The organism is Massilia timonae, from assembly GCF_001866515.1.
Lineage (GTDB): Bacteria > Pseudomonadota > Gammaproteobacteria > Burkholderiales > Burkholderiaceae_D > Telluria > Telluria timonae.
The window spans coordinates 90,373-108,085 of record NZ_JRYB01000001.1; the positions used below are offsets into that span (position 1 = coordinate 90,373).

A 17,713-nucleotide genomic window follows, 5' to 3' on the forward strand; every position below is an offset into this window, starting at 1 on the left:
TGTCACAATCCAGAGAGTTTTTGTCAGGAAACTGTTGTAGTTACGGCATAGTAACTGACGGTGTCGCCACGCCGCCCGCCTTGGCCTGGTCGCCCGCCATGAATACCGATAGCTTACCCGGATCAATCGCCTTGCGGAATGCCGCATTCAGCTGAGGCAAAGTCACCGCCTGCATCTTGCGTTCGAGCTCGGCCGATGCCTCGAAGGTCTTGCCGCGATACAGGAACGAGGTCCAGCCGGATGCCAGCGCCCCATCGTTCGAGCGCGATTGCAGGCGCTGCTGCATCAGGCCCGACTTGGCCCCTAGCAGCTCCTCGGCAGTGAAGCCATCCTTGAGCGCGCGCGCCAGTTCCGCGCGCACGGCGGCGTCGAGCCTGGCCAGGTTCTGCGGCGCCGCGATCGCGTTGATCGTGAAGCTGCCGGCGCGGTCCAGGGTGCCCGGCGACACGTCCGAGCCGCCGCCATACGACAGGCCATCGCGCTGGCGGATGCGGTCCATCAGGCGCGACTTGAGGCCGCCGTCGCCGAAGATGTAGTTGGCCAAGGTCAAGGCCGGATAGTCCGCATCGTCGATGTTCAGGTCCAGGTTCAGGCGTGCGATATAAAAGCCGTTTTCCTTGTCCGGGGTGTTCAGGGTGCGCGCCACCGGGGCCACCTCGGCATGCGCGACCAGCACCGGCGCGTGCGGTTGCGGTGCGCGCCAGGCGCCGAACAGGGTATTGACCAGCGGCGTGATCTCCTTCGGATCGAAGTCGCCCACGATGGCCATCTCGGCCGGATTGGCGCCATAGAACTGCGCGTGGAAGGCCTTGACGTCCTCGAGTCGCGCCGCCCTGGCGTCGTCGAGCTGTTCTTCCAGGCTCGGCGAGTAACGGATGTCGCCGCGCGGATAGCGGTTGAAATGCTGGCTGAGCGCGCGCACGGCGGCGCTTTGGGGCTCGTTGCGGCCCGCTTCGATGCCGACCACGAGTTGCTGGCGCAATTGCTCGAATTCGGATTCAGGGAAAGCCGGCTCCTTGAGCACGTGGGCCATGAGCTTGAGCGCTTCAGGCAGGTGTTCGCGTGTGGTCTGGAAATGGGTTGGACCGCCGGCGATCTTGAGCTTGTCGAAGGCGTCGGCCAGTTCGGCGCGCGTGTAGCGGGTGGTGCCGCGCGTCAGCATCAGGTTCGTCAGGGCCTGGGTCGTGCCCTTGCCGAACAGGCTTTTCTCGTCGCCGAAGTGCTGGCGCAGGTCGACCGTCACGGTCTCGCCGCGGTTCTTTTTCGGCAGCAGGGCCAGCTTGACGCCGCCGGCGGTCGTCAAGGTGGTGCGCTTCATGATGTTTTGCTGGCTCGGATCGAAATTCTCCGCCACCAGGGTCGAGACGGCCGGCTTGAAGTCCTTCATGGCATCAAGCACCGTGGGCGCCGGCGGCAGTTCGGCGCGCTTCGACGCTTCTTCGGGGATGAAGGTGCCGACCGTGCGGTTGCTGCGCAGGTAATAGCGCCCGGCGCTGGCGGCGACCTGTTCGGCCGTCATCTTCTGCACGCGCTCGCGGCCCACGAAATACATGCGCCAGTCGCCCAGGGCGATCGGTTCGGACAGGGCCACGCCCACCGCCTGTGGATTGTTCAGGCTGCGTTCGATCGTGTTCAGCCAGGAGCGGCGCACCCGTTCCAGCTCCTCGGCGGTGGGCGGCTTGCTGGCGAGTTCCTCGACCGCCTGGACCAGCGCCTCGCGCACCGGTTGGATCGGCTCGCCCAGCTTGACCACGGCGCCGAAGAATTGCAGGCCCGGCGCGTAGCCGGTCTGGCCGAAGCTGAACACCTGGCTGGCCTTGCCGGTCTCGACCAGCAGCTTGTGCAGGCGCCCGTTCGGCGCGTCGCCCATTATCTCGGAGGCGAAGCCGAGCGCCTCGGCTTCGGGATGCAGGTCGGACGGAATCTTGTAGCCGACGGCCACGAACTGCATATCGCCCTGGCGCCGCACGGCGAAGCTGCGCTCGCCGTCCTGGGTCGGCTCGACCGTCCAGAAGGCCGGCAGGCTGCGCTTCGGTTTCGGGATCGCGCCGAACAGGCGGTTGATCTTCGCTAAAGTTGCGCGCTGGTCGAACTGGCCGGCCACCAGCAGCACCGCATTGTCGGGCTGGTAATAGGTGCGATAGAAATTCTGCAGGTTCTCGATGCGCACGTTCTCGATATCGCTGCGGTTGCCGATGGTCGAGCGGCCATAGCTGTGCCAGTCATAGGCGACGCTCTGCATGCGCTTGAACAGCACGTTGCCGGGCTCGTTCTCGCCGGCTTCGTACTCGTTGCGCACCACGGTCATCTCGGACGCGAGATCCTTGCTTGAAACGAAGGAATTGACCATGCGGTCGGCCTCCATCTGCAAGGCCCAGTCCAGGTTTTCCTGGGAGGCCTGGAACACCTCGTAGTAATTGGTGCGGTCGAGCGAGGTGGTGCCGTTGAACTGCATGCCGCGCTCGGAGAATTGTTTGGTGATGTCGCGGTTGTTCTTCGCGCCCTTGAACAGCAGGTGCTCGAGCAGGTGGGCCATGCCGGTCTCGCCATAGTTCTCGTGGCGCGAACCGACCAGGTAAGTGACGTTCACGGTCACGGTGGGGCGCGAGGCGTCCGGGAACAACAGCACTTTCAAGCCGTTCGCCAGGCGGTATTCGGTGATGCCTTCGACCGAGGGGCCGAGGGTCACGCCCTTGGGGAGCGCTGCGCCGGCGGCGGACTTGCCGGCGGCCGGGGTTGCAGGGGCGGCGGCGCTTGCCGGCGCGATCATGACCAGGGCCAGGCAGCCCGCTGCTACATGCGCGGCCATCCCGCGCAACTGAAATCTCGAATCCATGGTGTCCCGTTGACTCGGCGGGACGCCAGCCGTCCCGCCTGCCGCACGATGGTAGCAGACGGGCGTGTTTCCTGTGGCCTATACAGCCACCCAGTTGACAAGACTTGCCGATAGGCAGCTATTGACGCACGCGGCGCTCGTGCGATTGCTGCCACGAGCCGATGCGCGACAGCTCGCTCATTTCTTCGGCCAGGAATTCGAGCAGGTCGTCGGCGCTGACGATGCCGCTCAGGTTGCCCTGGGCGTCCACCACGGGCACCCGGCGGATGCCGCGCAGGCGCATGTGCTCGATGGTTTCGTAGACGTCGTCGGACTCGTCGGCGGTGAGCAGGTCGTCGCTCATGATGTCGCCGGCCAGCAGGCTGGCCGGATCGAGGCCGGGGGCGATCACGGCCAGCACGATGTCGCGGTCGGTCAGGATGCCGAGCGGGACGTTGCCGCCGCCGTCGGTATCGGTCACGACCAGGTCGCCGACGTGGTGGCGCCGCATCAGCATGGCGGCGCCCTGCACGGTCTCGTCGCGCGTGCAGCAAATGGTGTCAGTGGTACAGATTTCGCCGATGCGCATGGTGCTCTCCCCCGTTTTCGCTTGAGGCTAGGCCGAAACAAAACTGGCGCTTTGATTTCGATCAAAGCGCCAGTGGTGGCAGGCTTGCAGCGACGGTCAGGCGCCTGGTTTCTTTTCGCCCGGCAAGGGCACGAAACAGGCATCGACGACCTGCATATCGTTGTCTTTGGCGAAATTGACCACGAAGTGGTAGGCCATCGGTTCGATCTTTTGCAGGGTGCGGTTGACCACGACGGCCTTGGTGCCGTTGACCACGGTCGGGTAAACGTAGGGGGAAAACTTCAGGTGGGCATTGGGGCCGCCGGCGCCGGGGCAATAGCAGGACATGACGCCGCACAGGCGCTCGGCCCAGTCGCTCGGGCGGAACGTCTTGCCTTTGTTCGTGATGCCCAGGATGAAAAACTCGCCAGACAGTTCATCATCCTTGGGGGGCGCTTGGTCGGTCATAGTCCTACGGGCTCAGACAGAAAATACTGCATGGATGAGAGCAAATTCGGCTCGGTGCAATACGGCTTTGCTCGGCTCAGGCAGTATTATATCTTATAGAAGACTTGAGGACGAGGCCCGGCGCGCCACACTCAGCGCAGCCAGGCCACGCTCGACGTCAGCAGCAGCAGGATCATCCACAAGATCAGGGCGCGCCACACCAGTCCAACCGTGCTCTGCAGCGCGCGCACGTTCGGCTCCTCGCCCGGCAGCACGTCGACGTCGCTTTCACTCAAGTCCACCGTGGCGGCGTCCGCTGGCAGCAATTGTGGCGCATTTTCGTTCGGCGTGCCGAGGCGCACACCCATCGCGCCGCCGCCGGCCGACAGGATGATGCCGCGCGCCTCGTCGGCCCAGCGGTTGGCGAAATTGCGCCAGGCATAGACGGCATCCTCGAAATTACCGACCACGGCAAAGGCCACCGCCGTCAGGCGCACCGGCGCCCAGTCGATCCAGTAGAAGGCCTTGGCGGCGAACTGGCCGAAGGCTTCGTTGCGCATGTGGTCGGGCTCGTTCCAGGCGCGCGACAGGTATTCGGACACGCGGTACATCACGGCGCCCGCCGGCCCCAGCGGCATCAGGAACCAGAAGAACACCCCGAACACGTTGCGATGGGTCGTGATCAAGGCCTTTTCGACCGCGATACGGGTGATCTCGGTGCTGTCCATCCCGACGGTGTCCAGCCGCGTCCATTCGGCCAGCAGGGCGCGCGCCCGCGGCTCATCGCCTGAGTTAAGCGCGAACTGGATCGACGTGAAGTAATGGCTGTAGTGACGGAAGCCGAGGGTCAGGTAGACGATCAGGACATTCCAGGCAAAGGCCAGGAATACCAGGTTGTAGTGCATGAAGAACCAGTAGACGAGCCAGGTCGGCAGCATCAGCGCGGTCATCATCAGGATCCAGCCCATGCGCCCATTCTTTTGCTCGCCGGCATTGAACCAGGTCTCGATGCGCACGGCGAGCGACTTGACGCCGCCATACACCTGGTTATCGGCGCGCAGCGGTTTCAATTGCTCGATGAGCAGTGCGCACAGGATGGAAAAGAATGTCATTCAGGAACCCTTTTTTGTTATGGCAATACGACTGCCCCGTTACGATAGCGGAGAAGCCTGCCGGAATCAAATCGAGACCTGTAAGAAAAATTAAGTAGGAGACTTGGCGCGCAGGAAATGGAACAGGTTGCGCAGCATGGCGGCGGTCGCGCCCCAGATGAAATATTGCTCGTACGGCATCGTATAAAAGGCGCGCCGGCCGGCTCCCTGCGGCAATTCGATGACGCGGCGCTGGTGATTCAGGCCATCCATCAGGAAGGCGAGCGGCACCTCGAAGGCTTCGGCCACTTCGCCCGGATCGGGTTGCAAGTCGAACGGCGGCTGGACCAGGGCCACGATCGGCGTCACGCGGTAGGCGCTCACCGTGGCGTAGTCCGGCAACACGCCGATGATCTCGATATGGCGGCGCTGGAGGCCGATTTCTTCCTCGGTCTCGCGCAACGCGGTCTCGATCGGCGAGGAATCGCCTTCTTCGGCGCGACCGCCGGGAAAGCTGATCTGGCCGGCATGGCTGGACAGGTGGTCGGTGCGGCGCGTGAGCAGCACCGTCACGCCCCCGGGCCGCTCGACCAGCGGCACCAGCACGGCGGCGCGGCGCAGTTTTTCGGCCAGCAAGCCCCTGCCCTCGTCCGACGCCTCCGGATCCCAGGCCAGCGTCTGCGCAAAGCGTGCGCGCAAGCCGCCTGGGGTCAGGCGCGCCGGCGGAACAGGCGCTTCGCCGGCCAGGCTGGTGACCGGAAGCTGGGTGGGATCGAAGACGAATTTTGCCACAATGGAATCCTTGGACATCAGAAAAGAAAAAGGCATCCTTGCGGATGCCTTTTTCAGGAAACAGTCGCTATTACTCAGCAGCGGCTGGGGTTGCTGCAACTTTACGCTGCGGCAGTTTTTCCTTGATACGAGCCGATTTGCCCGAACGCTCACGCAGGTAGTACAGCTTGGCGCGACGGACGTCACCACGACGCTTCACTTCGATCGAAGCGATCAGCGGCGAGTACAGCTGGAAGGTACGCTCGACGCCTTCGCCCGACGAGATCTTGCGAACGATGAAGTTCGAGTTCAGGCCGCGGTTACGACGCGAGATGACCACGCCTTCGTATGCCTGGGCGCGCTTGCGGTTGCCTTCGACGACGTTGACGCTGACGACGACGGTGTCGCCTGGTGCGAAATCAGGGATCTTGCGGCCGAGGCGCGCAATTTCTTCTTGCTCGAGTTGTTGGATCAGATCCATTTTTATTACTCCAAAAACCATCTTGCTGGCACGCACTTCGCCCAGTAGAGGATGGGGTTGAACCACGGGCAACATGCCCGTGATTGCATGCGCCGTACTGCTGCGCATATTCTTTAGCCGGCAGGTTTATTCAAATCTGCCAGAAACCGTTCGTCTTGCTTCGTCAGCTGGCCGGCGGCGCGCGCCTTGTCCAGCAGATCGGGGCGCTTCGTCGCGGTCGCTTCCAGCATGCGCTGGCGGCGCCACTTGACGATCTCGGCATGGTTGCCGCCCATCAGGACCGGCGGCACCGGCACCTCTTCGTACACTTCAGGCCGCGTGTAATGCGGCGAGTCGAGCAGGCCGTTGACGAAGCTGTCTTCGACCGCCGAGGCATCGTCGCCGAGCACGCCGGGAATCAGGCGCACCACCGCGTCCATCAAGGCCATGGCCGGCAATTCTCCGCCCGACAGCACGAAGTCGCCGAGAGAAATTTCCTCATCCACACAGCGGTCCAGCAAGCGCTGGTCCACCGCCTCGTAGCGGCCGCACAGGATCACCAGGCCCGGCTCGTCCTTCAGTGCCATCGCGCGTTCATGGGTCAATGGCTTGCCTTGCGGCGACATGAACACCACGCGCGGACTCGGCAGGCCGAGCTCGGTTTGTCTTTGCTTTGCTGCATTGATGGTCGCTTCGAGCGGCTTGGCCATCATCACCATGCCGGGGCCGCCGCCGTAAGGGCGATCGTCCACGGTGCGGTGGCGGTCCTGCGTGAAATCGCGCGGATTCCAGAGGGTCAGGCCCCAGCGTTGCTGCTCGAAGGCGCGCCGGGTCACCCCCGACTGCGTCAATGCGGCGAACATTTCGGGGAACAAGCTGACGACGTCAAACTGCATCGCGCTGTGCTCCTCTATTGGATGGGCTCAAAAATCGAGGCCCCAATCCAGGGTAATCAGTTTTTGCTCGAGACTGACGGTCTTGACGAACTGGTCCACGAACGGCACGAGGCGCTCTTGCGCCTTGCCTTCGGCAGCTGGATCAGCGACCGGAGTGATGCGCAAGATCGATTGCGCGCCGTTGTGCATCATGTCGGTCACCTTGCCCAGGGCTTCGCCCTGCAGGTTGACCACATCCAGCCCGATCAGGTCGGACCAGTAATACTCGTCTTCCTCGAGCGCTGGGAACTCGCTGCGCGCGACTTGAACCGACGCACCTTTCAGTGCCTCGGCCTCATTGCGGTCGCGCATGCCGACCAGGGCCGCGACGACGTCGCCACCATGCAGCTTTGCACTCCGTACGGTGACGGCATGCAGGGTCGGCTTGTCGAGCCACCAGGTCTTCACGTTCAGCAGCGCATCGGCGTCTTGCGAATACGGGGTGACACGGATGCCGCCCACGATGCCATACGCCCCGGAGATGTGCCCGACCTGGGTCAGGTCATCGGGGACGGCCACCGGGCTTGCTGCTGAATCGCTCACTACGTGTTGCTTGATAAATTAAGCAGCTGGCTTGTTCTGGGCGACCAGACGAGCGACGGTCGGCGACAGTTGTGCGCCAACGCCTTGCCAGTGAGCCAGACGGTCAGCAGCGATACGCAGGCCAACTTCGGCGCCCGAAGCCATCGGGTTGTAGAAGCCGATGCGCTCGATGAAACGGCCATCGCGACGGTTACGCGAATCGGTTGCAACGATGTTGAAGAACGGACGCTTTTTAGCGCCACCACGAGCCAAACGAATAACGACCATAATATTTCCGAAAAAGTTGTTCTGGACGGAGAAAGTCGACGATTATAGCGCGCGACACCGAACAGCAGCAAGCGTTAATGACAACAGGGCGCGCAGTCCCAGCAGAATCAACCATTATCGCTGATTTTTCACCACACCGCCACCGGCCATCCCGCCATTTCGCCAGCCTGTCGCCTGAAACGTGCCATTCCTGCAAATATGGACGATACTCTTGCTGTCCTGAATCCTGAACAACACGACATGGCTGCTACTCACAAGAACAAGACCGTCGCCACCCTGCTCGCCCTGCTGCTGGGCGGGTTCGGCGCGCATCGCTTTTACCTGAAGGGCGGCGCCGACCGGCTCGGGCTGCTACACCTGTGCGCGCTGCCCATCACCGGCATCCTGTACGGCGCGGTCAAGCCGCATCCCTTCTATGTGATCCTGCCACTGCTGGTGTCGTTCATCGCCGGCTTCATCGAGGCGCTGGCGATCGGCCTCACGCCCGACGAGAAATGGGATGCCAAACACAATGCCGGCAGCGGCCGCCAGTCGCGGTCGAACTGGACCTTGCCGCTGTTGCTGGTGATCACGATGCTGACCGGCGCCATCGTCCTGATCGGGACGATGGCGCGGCTGTTCGACCTGTTGTTTACCGGCGGCGCCTACGGTTAGAACTGCTCGACGTCGAGCGCCAGCACGCCGGCGGCGCCTTCCATGATCGCGTGACGCAGGCTGTGCGCCTGCGACAGGATGTGGTCGGCAAAGAAGCGCGCCGTGGCGATCTTGGCGCGGTAGAAGGCGGCGTCGCCCTCGCCCGCATCCAGCTTGCGCTGCGCCACCAGCGCCGCGCGCGCCATCTGCCAGCCGCCCAGCACGATGCCGGCCAGTTTCAGGTACGTCACGCTGCCGGCGTACACCCCGCGCGGATCGCTCTTTGCGTTTTCCACCACGAAGTCGACCACGGACTCGAACGCGCTGGCGCCATCGCGCAACTGGCGGGCGATCGCGGTGAGGTCGATGCTCTGCGTTTCTGCCAGCTGCTGGACGACCTCGTCCATCTGCGCCCGCAGCGACCTGGCCACCGCCCCGCCATCGCGCACCGTCTTGCGGCCGACCAGGTCGTTGGCCTGGATCGCCGTCGTGCCTTCGTAGATGGTGAGGATCTTGGCGTCGCGGTAATGCTGGGCCGCGCCGGTTTCTTCGATGAACCCCATGCCGCCGTGCACCTGCACGCCGTCGCGCGCGACGTTCTCGCTCATCTCGGTCGACCAGCCCTTGATGACCGGGACCAGGTATTCATACACGGCCAGGTTCGCCTGGCGCGTCGCCTCATCGGGATGGTGATGCGCCAGGTCCGAGATGCCGGCGCCGACGTAGGCCAGCGCGCGCGCCGCCTCGGTCTGGGCGCGCATCGACATCAGCATGCGGCGCACGTCAGGATGGTGGATGATCGCCACCGGGCCGCTCGAGCCGGCCACGTCGCGCGACTGGATGCGGTCCTTCGCGAACGCCACCGCCTGCTGGTAGGCGTGTTCGGCCAGGCCGACGCCCTGCATGCCGACGCCGAAGCGGGCCGCGTTCATCATGATGAACATGTATTCGAGGCCGCGGTTTTCTTCGCCCACCAGGGTGCCGATCGCGCCGCCACTGTCGCCGAACTGCAGCACGGCGGTCGGGCTGGCCTTGATGCCCAGCTTGTGCTCGATCGAGACGCAATGCACGTCGTTGCGCGCGCCCAGCGAACCATCGTCGTTGATCAGGAATTTCGGCACGATGAACAGCGAGATGCCTTTCACGCCCGGCGGCGCATCGGGCGTGCGCGCCAGCACCAGGTGGACGATGTTCTCGGCCATGTCGTGATCGCCATAGGTGATGAAGATCTTGGTGCCGAAAATTTTGTAGGTGCCGTCGCCCTGCGGCTCGGCGCGGGTGCGCACGGCGGCCAGGTCGGAGCCGGCCTGCGGCTCGGTCAGGTTCATGGTGCCGGTCCACTGGCCCGAGACCAGCGGCTCGAGGAAGCGCGCTTTCTGCGCATCGGAGCCGGCGGTGAGCAGCGCCTCGATCGCGCCGTCCGAGAGCAGCGCGACCAGCGCGAACGCCAGGTTGGCACCATGCAGCATCTCCATGCACGGCGTGGCCACCAGCTTGGGCAAGCCCTGGCCGCCGAATTCCTGCGGATGCTGCACGCCCTGCCAGCCGGCGTCGGCGTAGGCGCGGAAGGCTTCCTTGAAGCCCTTGGTCGTGGTGACCGCGCCATCCTTCCAGAAACTCGGCTCCTGGTCGCCGGCATGGTTCAGCGGGGCGATCACTTCGCCGCAGAATTTCGCGTTTTCTTCCAGCACCGCTTCCACGGTGTCCGGGGTCGCGTCCTCGCAGCCGGGCAGCGCATTGACCTCGGCGAGGTTGGCCAGTTCATTGAGGACGAACTGCATGTCTTTCAGCGGGGCGTTATAGCTCACCTGTTGTCTCCTGATTGTCTCTCATGCATGAAAAACGCCGTTCCTGCTTGGGCGGGAACGGCGTGTGCGGGGTGCTTGTGGCGCGCCTGACTGGATGGCGCGCCGCGCGATCAGCCCAGTTCCTTGACCAGCTCCGGCACGACCTCGAACAGGTCGCCCACCAGGCCGTAGTCGGCGACCGAGAAGATCGGCGCTTCCGGATCCTTGTTGATGGCGACGATGGTCTTCGAGTCCTTCATGCCGGCCAGGTGCTGGATCGCGCCCGAGATGCCCACGGCGATGTACAGGGTCGGGGCGACGATCTTGCCGGTCTGACCCACCTGCCAGTCGTTCGGCACGAAGCCGGCGTCCACCGCGGCGCGCGAGGCGCCCATGGCGGCGCCCAGCTTGTCGGCCAGCGGCTCCAGGATCTTGAAGTTGTCGGCCGAGCCGATGCCGCGGCCACCCGAGACGATCACCTTGGCGGCGGTCAGCTCCGGACGGTCCGACTTGGCCAGTTCGCGACCGACGAAAGTGGAGGTACCCGAGTCGGCGATTGCGGTCACGTTCTCGATGGCGGCCGAACCGCCGGCGCCCGCGGCGTCGAAGGCGGTGCCGCGCACGGTGATGACCTTGACCTTGTCGCTCGACTGCACGGTGGCGATGGCGTTGCCGGCATAGATCGGACGCTCGAAGGTGTCGGGCGAATCGACCTTGGTGATCTCGGAGATCTGCGCCACGTCCAGCTTGGCGGCCACGCGCGGCAGGATGTTCTTGCCGTAGGCGGTGGCGGGGGCCAGGATGTGCGAGTATTCGCCGGCGACAGCCAGGATCTGCCCGGCCACGTTCTCGGCCAGGCCGTCGGCGAAGTGCGGCGCGTCGGCGACCAGCACTTTCGACACGCCGGCGATTTGCGCGGCGGCTTCGGCGGCGGCGCCGCAGTTCGAACCGGCGACCAGGACGTGCACGTCGCCACCGCACTGGGCGGCAGCCGTCACGGTGTGGTGGGTAGCGCCCTTCAGGGAGCCGTTGTCGTGTTCAGCAATGACTAATGCGACCATGTTGATTCCTATGTATTAAGTAACGACAGACGACTCAGATGACCTTGGCTTCAGTGCGCAGCTTCTGCACCAGCGTCGCCACGTCCGGCACCTTGACGCCGGCCGAACGCTTGGCCGGCTCGACGACCTTCAGGGTCTTCAGGCGCGGCGCGACGTCGACGCCCAGGTCTTCCGGCTTGACGGTCTCGAGCGGCTTCTTCTTCGCCTTCATGATGTTCGGCAGCGTCACGTAGCGCGGCTCGTTCAGGCGCAGGTCGGTGGTGATGATGGCAGGCAGGGTCAGGGCAACGGTCTCCAGGCCGCCGTCGACTTCGCGGGTCACGGTCACCTTGCCGTCTTCCAGCACGACTTTCGAGGCGAAGGTCGCTTGCGGCCAGCCCAGCAGCGCAGCCAGCATCTGGCCGGTCTGGTTCGAATCGTCGTCGATCGCCTGCTTGCCCAGGATGATCAGTTGCGGCTGCTCCTTGTCGGCCAGCGCCTTGACGATCTTGGCCACGGCCAGCGGCTCGGTGTCGCCGGCGGTTTCCACCAGGATGCCGCGGTCGGCGCCGATCGCCATGCCGGTACGCAGGGTTTCCTGGCACTGGGCCACGCCCACCGAGACCGCCACCACCTCGGTGACCTTGCCGCCTTCTTTCAGGCGGGTCGCCTCTTCCAGCGCGATCTCGTCGAACGGGTTCATCGACATCTTGACGTTGGCGACATCGACGCCGCTATTGTCGGACTTGACGCGAACCTTGACGTTGTAGTCGACCACGCGTTTGACGGGTACCAGGACTTTCATAGGGTGCCTTTAAAAATGGAATGGATCGAAATAAGTGGCATAGATTATATGAGAAATCGACGCTTCGGGCGAAATTAAAGCACGATCGTGCGATTTTTAGTTAGAGGAAAACACCTAATCGGCCTATCTCGGTTTTTACAGGGGGATCGGACGGGGCTGGACGCCCCGCCTCAGGATACGCACGCGGCTGCAGCATGGACTGCAGCCGAATCGCTTATTTGCGGCGCATCAGGAAGGTGAACTCGCCATTCTCATGGGTATGAGCTAGCAAGGCATTGCCGGTTTGCTTGGCGAAGGCCTGGAAGTCGCGCACGGAGCCGGTGTCGGTGGCAACGATGCGCAGCACCTGGCCGGTTTCCATCTCGGCGAGCGCCTTCTTGGCTTTGAGGATGGGCAGCGGGCAGTTCAGTCCGCGTGCATCCAGGTCTCTCTGGAATTCCATGGTGTCGGTGTCGGTTTCAAAAGTGATATCGCTCATCGCATTACCTGCTTTGATTAAGTGGTCCAACTTCAGTCGCATACTACTCCAATTCGGGCAGTATGACGCACCGCACCAAAATAGTCACACATTGTTGCAGGATTGCAACCGCAATGTGAAATGCTTGACCAAATAACATTGACTGTGTACTCGGTGCTCACAAATCGGCACCGCAGCGGTGCAGCACGCCTCCTAGATGCGGTCCGAATCAGGGCGCGCAATAGTCGAAACGACCATCAAAACAAAGTGTTACCACTTCAGTCCAGGATTCGTGCGGCGCATGCAAAACGCCACCCGAAGGTGGCGTCGATGGTCAGGCCAAGAGACGGAACGATCAGGCGCGTTCGCCGACCCAGCCGGCCACGCCGGCCAGCGCCGCAGGCAGGCCCGACGGATCGGTGCCGCCTGCTTGCGCCATATCAGGACGGCCGCCGCCCTTGCCGCCCACCTGCTGGGCGACGAAGTTCACCAGCTCGCCGGCTTTCACTTTACCAGTGGCATCCTTGGTCACGCCCGCGATCAGGCTGACCTTGCCGTCCGCCACGCTGGCCAGCACGATGGCGGCCGTCTGCAGTTTGTCCTTCAGCTTGTCCATGGCTTCGCGCAGGGTGGCCACGTCGGCGCCTTCCATCGTTGCCGCCAGCACCTTGATACCGTTGACGTCGACCGCCTTGCTCACCAGCTCGTCGCCCTGGCCGGCCGCCAGCTTCGACTTCAGCGCGGCGACTTCCTTCTCCAGGGTCTTGACCTGATCCTGGACCTGGGCGATGCGGGCCGTCAGCTCGTCCGGGCTGGTCTTGAGCGCGCCGGCCGCTTCGACCAGCTTGCGGTTGATCGACTGCACCAGGGCCAGGGCGCCCTCGCCCGTCACCGCTTCGACGCGGCGGATGCCGGCGGCAACACCGCCTTCCGACACGATCTTGAACAGGCCGATGTCGCCGGTGCGGGTCACGTGGACGCCGCCGCACAGCTCTTTCGAGGTGCCGATGTCCAGCACGCGCACGGTGTCGCCGTACTTCTCGCCGAACAGCGCCATCGCGCCATGCTTGACGGCGTCGTCGAACGACATGTGCTGCGCCTGGGTCGGGTGGTTTTCCAGGATCTCGCGGTTGACGATGGCTTCGACCTTGGCGATCTCGTCGGCGGTCAGGGCTTGCGGGTGGCTGAAGTCGAAGCGGGTCTTGTCCGGATCGACCAGCGAACCCTTCTGCTGCACGTGGCTGCCCAGCACTTCGCGCAAGGCCTTGTGCATCAGGTGGGTGGCCGAGTGGTTGCGGATGGTGCGGCCGCGCTTGACGGTATCGACCTGCGCATCGACGGTGTCGCCGACCTTCAGCGTACCCTCGCGCAGCACGCCGTGGTGGCCGAACACGTCGGCCTGGATCTTGAGCGTGTCTTCCACGTCGAACTGCACGCCGGCAGTGCCGTCGAGGTTGCCAATAAGGCCCTGGTCGCCGACCTGGCCGCCCGATTCGGCATAGAACGGGGTGGTGTCGAGCACGACGATGCCGGCCTGGCCGGCCTTCAGCTCGTCGACCTTCACGCCGTCGGCGTACAGCGCCAGCACGTGGGTGTTGTGGGCCAGCGATTCGTAGCCGACGAACTTGGTCTTTTCGCCCGCATACTCGACGTTGGCGGCCATCTTGAACTTGCCGGCGGCGCGCGCGGTCTTCTTCTGCTGCTCCATGGCGGCGGCGAAGCCGGCCTCGTCGAGCGTGACGTTGCGCTCGCGGCAGATGTCGGCGGTCAGGTCGAGCGGGAAGCCGTAGGTGTCGTACAGCGTGAAGGCGGTGGCGCCGTCGAGGTTCTTCGGATCCTTGGCCAGCTGGGCTTCCAGGATCTTCATGCCGTTTTCCAGCGTCTCGCCGAAACGCTCTTCCTCGGCCTTCAGCACTTGCGCCACGCGGTCTTTCGCGTCGCGCAGTTCCGGATAGGCTTCGCCCATCTCGAGGTCGAGGTCGGCCACCAGCTTGTAGAAGAACGGTTTCGTCTGGCCCAGCTTGTGGCCGTGGCGCAGCGCGCGGCGGATGATGCGGCGCAGGACGTAGCCGTGGCCCTCGCTGCTCGGGATGATGCCGTCGACGATCATGAACGAGGCCGAGCGGATGTGGTCGGCGATGACCTTGAGCGAGTTGTTGCCCAGGTCGTCGATGCCCGTTTCGCGTGCCGCCGCCTTGATCAGGTTCTGGAACAGGTCGATCTCGTAGTTGCTGTGCACGTGCTGCAGCACGGCGGCCAGGCGCTCCATGCCCATGCCGGTATCGATCGACGGCTTCGGCAGCGGGGTCATGTTGCCCGCTTCGTCGCGGTTGAACTGCATGAACACCAGGTTCCAGATCTCGATGAAGCGGTCGCCGTCTTCTTCGGCCGAGCCCGGAGGGCCGCCCCAGATATCCGCGCCGTGGTCATAGAAGATCTCGGTGCACGGGCCGCATGGGCCGGTGTCGGCCATCTGCCAGAAGTTGTCCGAGGCGTAGCGCGCGCCCTTGTTGTCGCCGATGCGGATGATGCGCTCTTTCGGCACGCCGATCTCGTTGGCCCAGATATCGTAGGCTTCGTCGTCCTCGAAATAGACGGTGACGGTCAGCTTCTCGGCCGGCAGGCCATAGACCTTCGTCAGCAGCTCCCAGGCATACTGGATCGCATCGCGCTTGAAATAGTCGCCGAAGCTGAAGTTGCCCAGCATTTCGAAGAAGGTGTGGTGACGCGCGGTGTAGCCGACGTTTTCCAGGTCGTTGTGCTTGCCGCCGGCGCGCACGCAGCGCTGGACCGAGGTCGCGCGCGAATACGGGCGCGAATCCAGGCCCAGGAACACATCCTTGAACTGCACCATCCCGCTATTGGTCAACAGCATGGTCGGGTCATTGCCAGGCACCAGCGGGCTGGAACGCACGATGGAATGGCCTTTGGATTCAAAGAACTTCAGGAACTTTTCGCGAATGTCTGAGGATTTCATGTCTGTTGGAGGGCGGAATGAGGCAGCGTGCCATATAAAGGAACGATTATAGCCTAGCCGCCGCCGTCAATATCAGTCCCACTAATATTGACAACTTGCCAGCAACAATGGATTCAGCGCAGCAGGTTCGAGATCGCGCGCGTTCTGGGCTCGACCGGGGCCAGCATCGTCGTTGCGGCTTGCCGCAGGATGCGGGCGCGCGCCTCGCCATTCGCCTCGTTGGCGCACTGGCGCACGCCGGCCATCGCGACTTGGCCGAGCCAGCGGCTGACGGCGGCCTGGGTGTCTTCGCCATGCGAAGTGAACGGGATAATGGTGGTCGAGGGTGCCATGCTAGCTGCTTCAAAGAGATCGTCTGTACTTAACGTCTCCCTGGCCTCCATTCTTGAGGCCGCCTCACAAATATATTGCTGAGCCGAAAGTATCTCAGGCGAAGTCCGGCCCGATCAGGTCGATGCGGTCGGTGCAGAAGGCGTCCACGCCCCAGTCCAGCAAGGTGCGCGCACGGCCGGGATCGTTGACGGTATAGCAGAACAGGCCCAAGCCCGCGTCCTTCACCGCCCGCGCCATTTCCGGCCCCAGGTGCTGGTGATTGGTGTGGATGGCCACCGCGTCCAGCGCCCGCGCGCGTCGCTCCCAATCCGGCCCCAGCGCGCTGATCAGGCAGGCGCGTGGGAGTGGCGGCGCGGCCAGGCGCGCGCTGGCCAGCGCCACGTCGCTGAACGAGGACAGCAGCGGAACCCGGGCCATGTCTCCGGCCGCGAGTTCGGCGGCGAACAGCTCGGCGGCAAGCGCGGCCACGACCGCGCCGGTTTCCTCCTCGAACCCGGGTGCCGGCTTGATCTCGATATTCATCCATACGCCCTCCTCCCTGCAGCGGCGCGCGAACTCGGTGAACAGCGGCACCGGTTCACCGACGAACGCCGGGCCGAACCAGGCGCCGGCATCCATCGCCGCGAGATCGCCGGCATCGTGCTCGAACACGCTGCCGCTGCCCTTCACCGTGCGGCCCAGGCCGGGATCGTGCATCAACACCGGCACGCCGTCGCGCGCCAGCATGACGTCGAACTCGATCGCGCGAAAGCCGGCCTGCATCCCGCAGCGCAGTCCGGCATAGGTATTCTCGGGCGCCAGGGTGCCGCCGCCGCGGTGGGCCAGGATACGGGGGTAAGGCCACATGCGCTCCTCCTTTCGACGATCAGGCCGGCACGCCGAAGCGCCAGGCCAGCCAGGCGAAGGCGCCCAGGTTCAGCGCCACCGTCAGCTGGAACTTGCGCTGGAACGATGGCTTGCTGCTCTTGTGGCGCAACCATTGTTGGGCCAGCAAGGCGCCGGGCCAGCCGCCGACCAGGCCCAGGATCAGCAAGGTGCTTTCCGGCGTGCGCCAGGACTGCGCACGCGCCGCCGACTTGTCGATGGCGTAGGCGACGAAGCAGGTCAGGCTGGTCGTCAGGTAGGCCGCGCCGACCAGCTGGGACATGTCCCAGGCCAGGCTGGCGAACAGGTAGACGGCGAGGAAGAGGACGAGCGGCAGGTAGGGCATGGCGACAGCTTACCGCTCCCGGCTTGCAAATGTCCACTGGGCAAATACGGGTCGATCGTCGATGAATACCCTTCCTGGGTTCGTCATCGAACAGAGCCGGCGATACCAAACGCCTACGCTGAGCAATCACAGGTATCACATCACGTAGGAGATGACATGGCTTTCGATTTAGGAAACTTATTGCAGCAATACATCGGCGGCGCCGTCGCCAATAATGGCAAGGCTGCCGACGACTTCGACCAGGTGGCGCAGAACGCGCCCCGCGCCAGCATCGCCCAGGGCATCGCCAGCGCCTTGCGTTCGGACCAGACGCCGCCCTTCCCCCAGATGGTCAGCCAGCTGTTCGGCCAGAGCAATCCCGACCAGCGCGCCGGCATGCTCAACAGCCTGATCGGCGGCGCCGGCGGCGGCCTGCTGTCCTCGGTGGCCGGCGGTGCGCTGGGCAAGATCTTCGGTGGCAACACCTCCCAGGTGACGCCGGAACAGGCGGCCCAGGTCTCGCCTGAGCAAGTGCAAGAACTGGCTGAAAAGGCGCAACAACAGAACCCTGGCATTGTCGATCGCATGAGCGACT

18 protein-coding genes are annotated in these 17,713 nt (G+C 64.0%); 1 reads left to right on the forward strand and 17 read right to left on the reverse strand.

What is annotated here, in order from left to right; all coding sequences use genetic code 11:
• Positions 1 to 40 precede the first annotated feature (40 nt).
• The 9 genes from LO55_RS00440 to rpsP all read right to left on the reverse strand — a co-directional run bounded on the left by LO55_RS00440 (position 41) and on the right by rpsP (position 7,897).
• On the reverse strand, positions 41 to 2,836 hold the full coding sequence (locus LO55_RS00440; RefSeq protein WP_229409999.1) for a M16 family metallopeptidase: 2,796 nt from the start codon (positions 2,834 to 2,836) through the stop codon (positions 41 to 43).
• Between the two features lie 118 nt (positions 2,837 to 2,954).
• On the reverse strand, positions 2,955 to 3,404 hold the full coding sequence (locus LO55_RS00445; RefSeq protein ID WP_071360011.1) for a CBS domain-containing protein: 450 nt from the start codon (positions 3,402 to 3,404) through the stop codon (positions 2,955 to 2,957).
• Between the two features lie 96 nt (positions 3,405 to 3,500).
• Entirely contained in the window at positions 3,501 to 3,851 is a 351-nt protein-coding gene (locus LO55_RS00450) for a DUF3579 domain-containing protein (RefSeq protein WP_071360012.1), read from the reverse strand.
• A 131-nt stretch (positions 3,852 to 3,982) separates the two neighbouring features.
• Positions 3,983 to 4,942 carry a CobD/CbiB family protein gene (locus LO55_RS00455; RefSeq protein WP_071360013.1) on the reverse strand — a complete coding sequence of 320 codons (960 nt, stop codon included), beginning with the start codon at positions 4,940 to 4,942 and terminating at the stop codon, positions 3,983 to 3,985.
• Between the two features lie 90 nt (positions 4,943 to 5,032).
• Positions 5,033 to 5,713, reverse strand: a complete 681-nt coding sequence (locus tag LO55_RS00460) for a CoA pyrophosphatase (protein WP_229410000.1) — start codon at positions 5,711 to 5,713, stop codon at positions 5,033 to 5,035.
• A 70-nt stretch (positions 5,714 to 5,783) separates the two neighbouring features.
• The gene (rplS, locus tag LO55_RS00465) at positions 5,784 to 6,173 is read right to left on the reverse strand and encodes a 50S ribosomal protein L19 (RefSeq protein WP_071360015.1); all 390 of its coding nucleotides are present in this window, start codon (positions 6,171 to 6,173) and stop codon (positions 5,784 to 5,786) included.
• A gap of 113 nt (positions 6,174 to 6,286) precedes the next feature.
• Complete coding sequence (trmD, locus tag LO55_RS00470) at positions 6,287 to 7,048, reverse strand: tRNA (guanosine(37)-N1)-methyltransferase TrmD (protein ID WP_071360016.1); 762 nt, start codon at positions 7,046 to 7,048, stop codon at positions 6,287 to 6,289.
• Positions 7,049 to 7,075: 27 nt separating this feature from the next.
• Positions 7,076 to 7,606, reverse strand: a complete 531-nt coding sequence (gene rimM / locus LO55_RS00475) for a ribosome maturation factor RimM (protein ID WP_177185581.1) — start codon at positions 7,604 to 7,606, stop codon at positions 7,076 to 7,078.
• A gap of 42 nt (positions 7,607 to 7,648) precedes the next feature.
• The gene (rpsP, locus tag LO55_RS25610) at positions 7,649 to 7,897 is read right to left on the reverse strand and encodes a 30S ribosomal protein S16 (RefSeq protein ID WP_005668882.1); all 249 of its coding nucleotides are present in this window, start codon (positions 7,895 to 7,897) and stop codon (positions 7,649 to 7,651) included.
• 240 nt (positions 7,898 to 8,137) lie between these two features.
• Here rpsP and LO55_RS00480 point away from each other — a divergent pair, with 240 nt between their 5' ends.
• Positions 8,138 to 8,551 carry an NINE protein gene (locus LO55_RS00480; protein ID WP_005668880.1) on the forward strand — a complete coding sequence of 138 codons (414 nt, stop codon included), beginning with the start codon at positions 8,138 to 8,140 and terminating at the stop codon, positions 8,549 to 8,551.
• On the opposite strand, the gene LO55_RS00485 is transcribed toward LO55_RS00480, so the two are convergent.
• The 8 genes from LO55_RS00485 to LO55_RS00520 form a co-directional block, all read right to left on the reverse strand.
• Positions 8,548 to 10,338, reverse strand: a complete 1,791-nt coding sequence (locus LO55_RS00485) for an acyl-CoA dehydrogenase (protein WP_071360018.1) — start codon at positions 10,336 to 10,338, stop codon at positions 8,548 to 8,550. The two genes, LO55_RS00480 and LO55_RS00485, sit on opposite strands and share 4 nt — an antisense overlap.
• Positions 10,339 to 10,448: 110 nt before the next feature.
• Positions 10,449 to 11,378 carry an electron transfer flavoprotein subunit alpha/FixB family protein gene (locus tag LO55_RS00490; protein ID WP_071360019.1) on the reverse strand — a complete coding sequence of 310 codons (930 nt, stop codon included), beginning with the start codon at positions 11,376 to 11,378 and terminating at the stop codon, positions 10,449 to 10,451.
• 34 nt (positions 11,379 to 11,412) lie between these two features.
• Positions 11,413 to 12,162, reverse strand: a complete 750-nt coding sequence (locus LO55_RS00495; protein WP_005668874.1) for an electron transfer flavoprotein subunit beta/FixA family protein — start codon at positions 12,160 to 12,162, stop codon at positions 11,413 to 11,415.
• Positions 12,163 to 12,376: 214 nt separating this feature from the next.
• Complete coding sequence (locus LO55_RS00500) at positions 12,377 to 12,604, reverse strand: sulfurtransferase TusA family protein (RefSeq protein WP_040777452.1); 228 nt, start codon at positions 12,602 to 12,604, stop codon at positions 12,377 to 12,379.
• A gap of 370 nt (positions 12,605 to 12,974) precedes the next feature.
• Entirely contained in the window at positions 12,975 to 15,596 is a 2,622-nt protein-coding gene (alaS, locus tag LO55_RS00505) for an alanine--tRNA ligase (RefSeq protein WP_071360020.1), read from the reverse strand.
• Between the two features lie 113 nt (positions 15,597 to 15,709).
• Complete coding sequence (locus tag LO55_RS00510; RefSeq protein ID WP_071360021.1) at positions 15,710 to 15,928, reverse strand: hypothetical protein; 219 nt, start codon at positions 15,926 to 15,928, stop codon at positions 15,710 to 15,712.
• Between the two features lie 94 nt (positions 15,929 to 16,022).
• Entirely contained in the window at positions 16,023 to 16,775 is a 753-nt protein-coding gene (ugpQ, locus tag LO55_RS00515; RefSeq protein WP_071360022.1) for a glycerophosphodiester phosphodiesterase, read from the reverse strand.
• Positions 16,776 to 16,794: 19 nt separating this feature from the next.
• Positions 16,795 to 17,139, reverse strand: a complete 345-nt coding sequence (locus LO55_RS00520; RefSeq protein WP_071360023.1) for a DUF1294 domain-containing protein — start codon at positions 17,137 to 17,139, stop codon at positions 16,795 to 16,797.
• Positions 17,140 to 17,713: the final 574 nt, after the last annotated feature.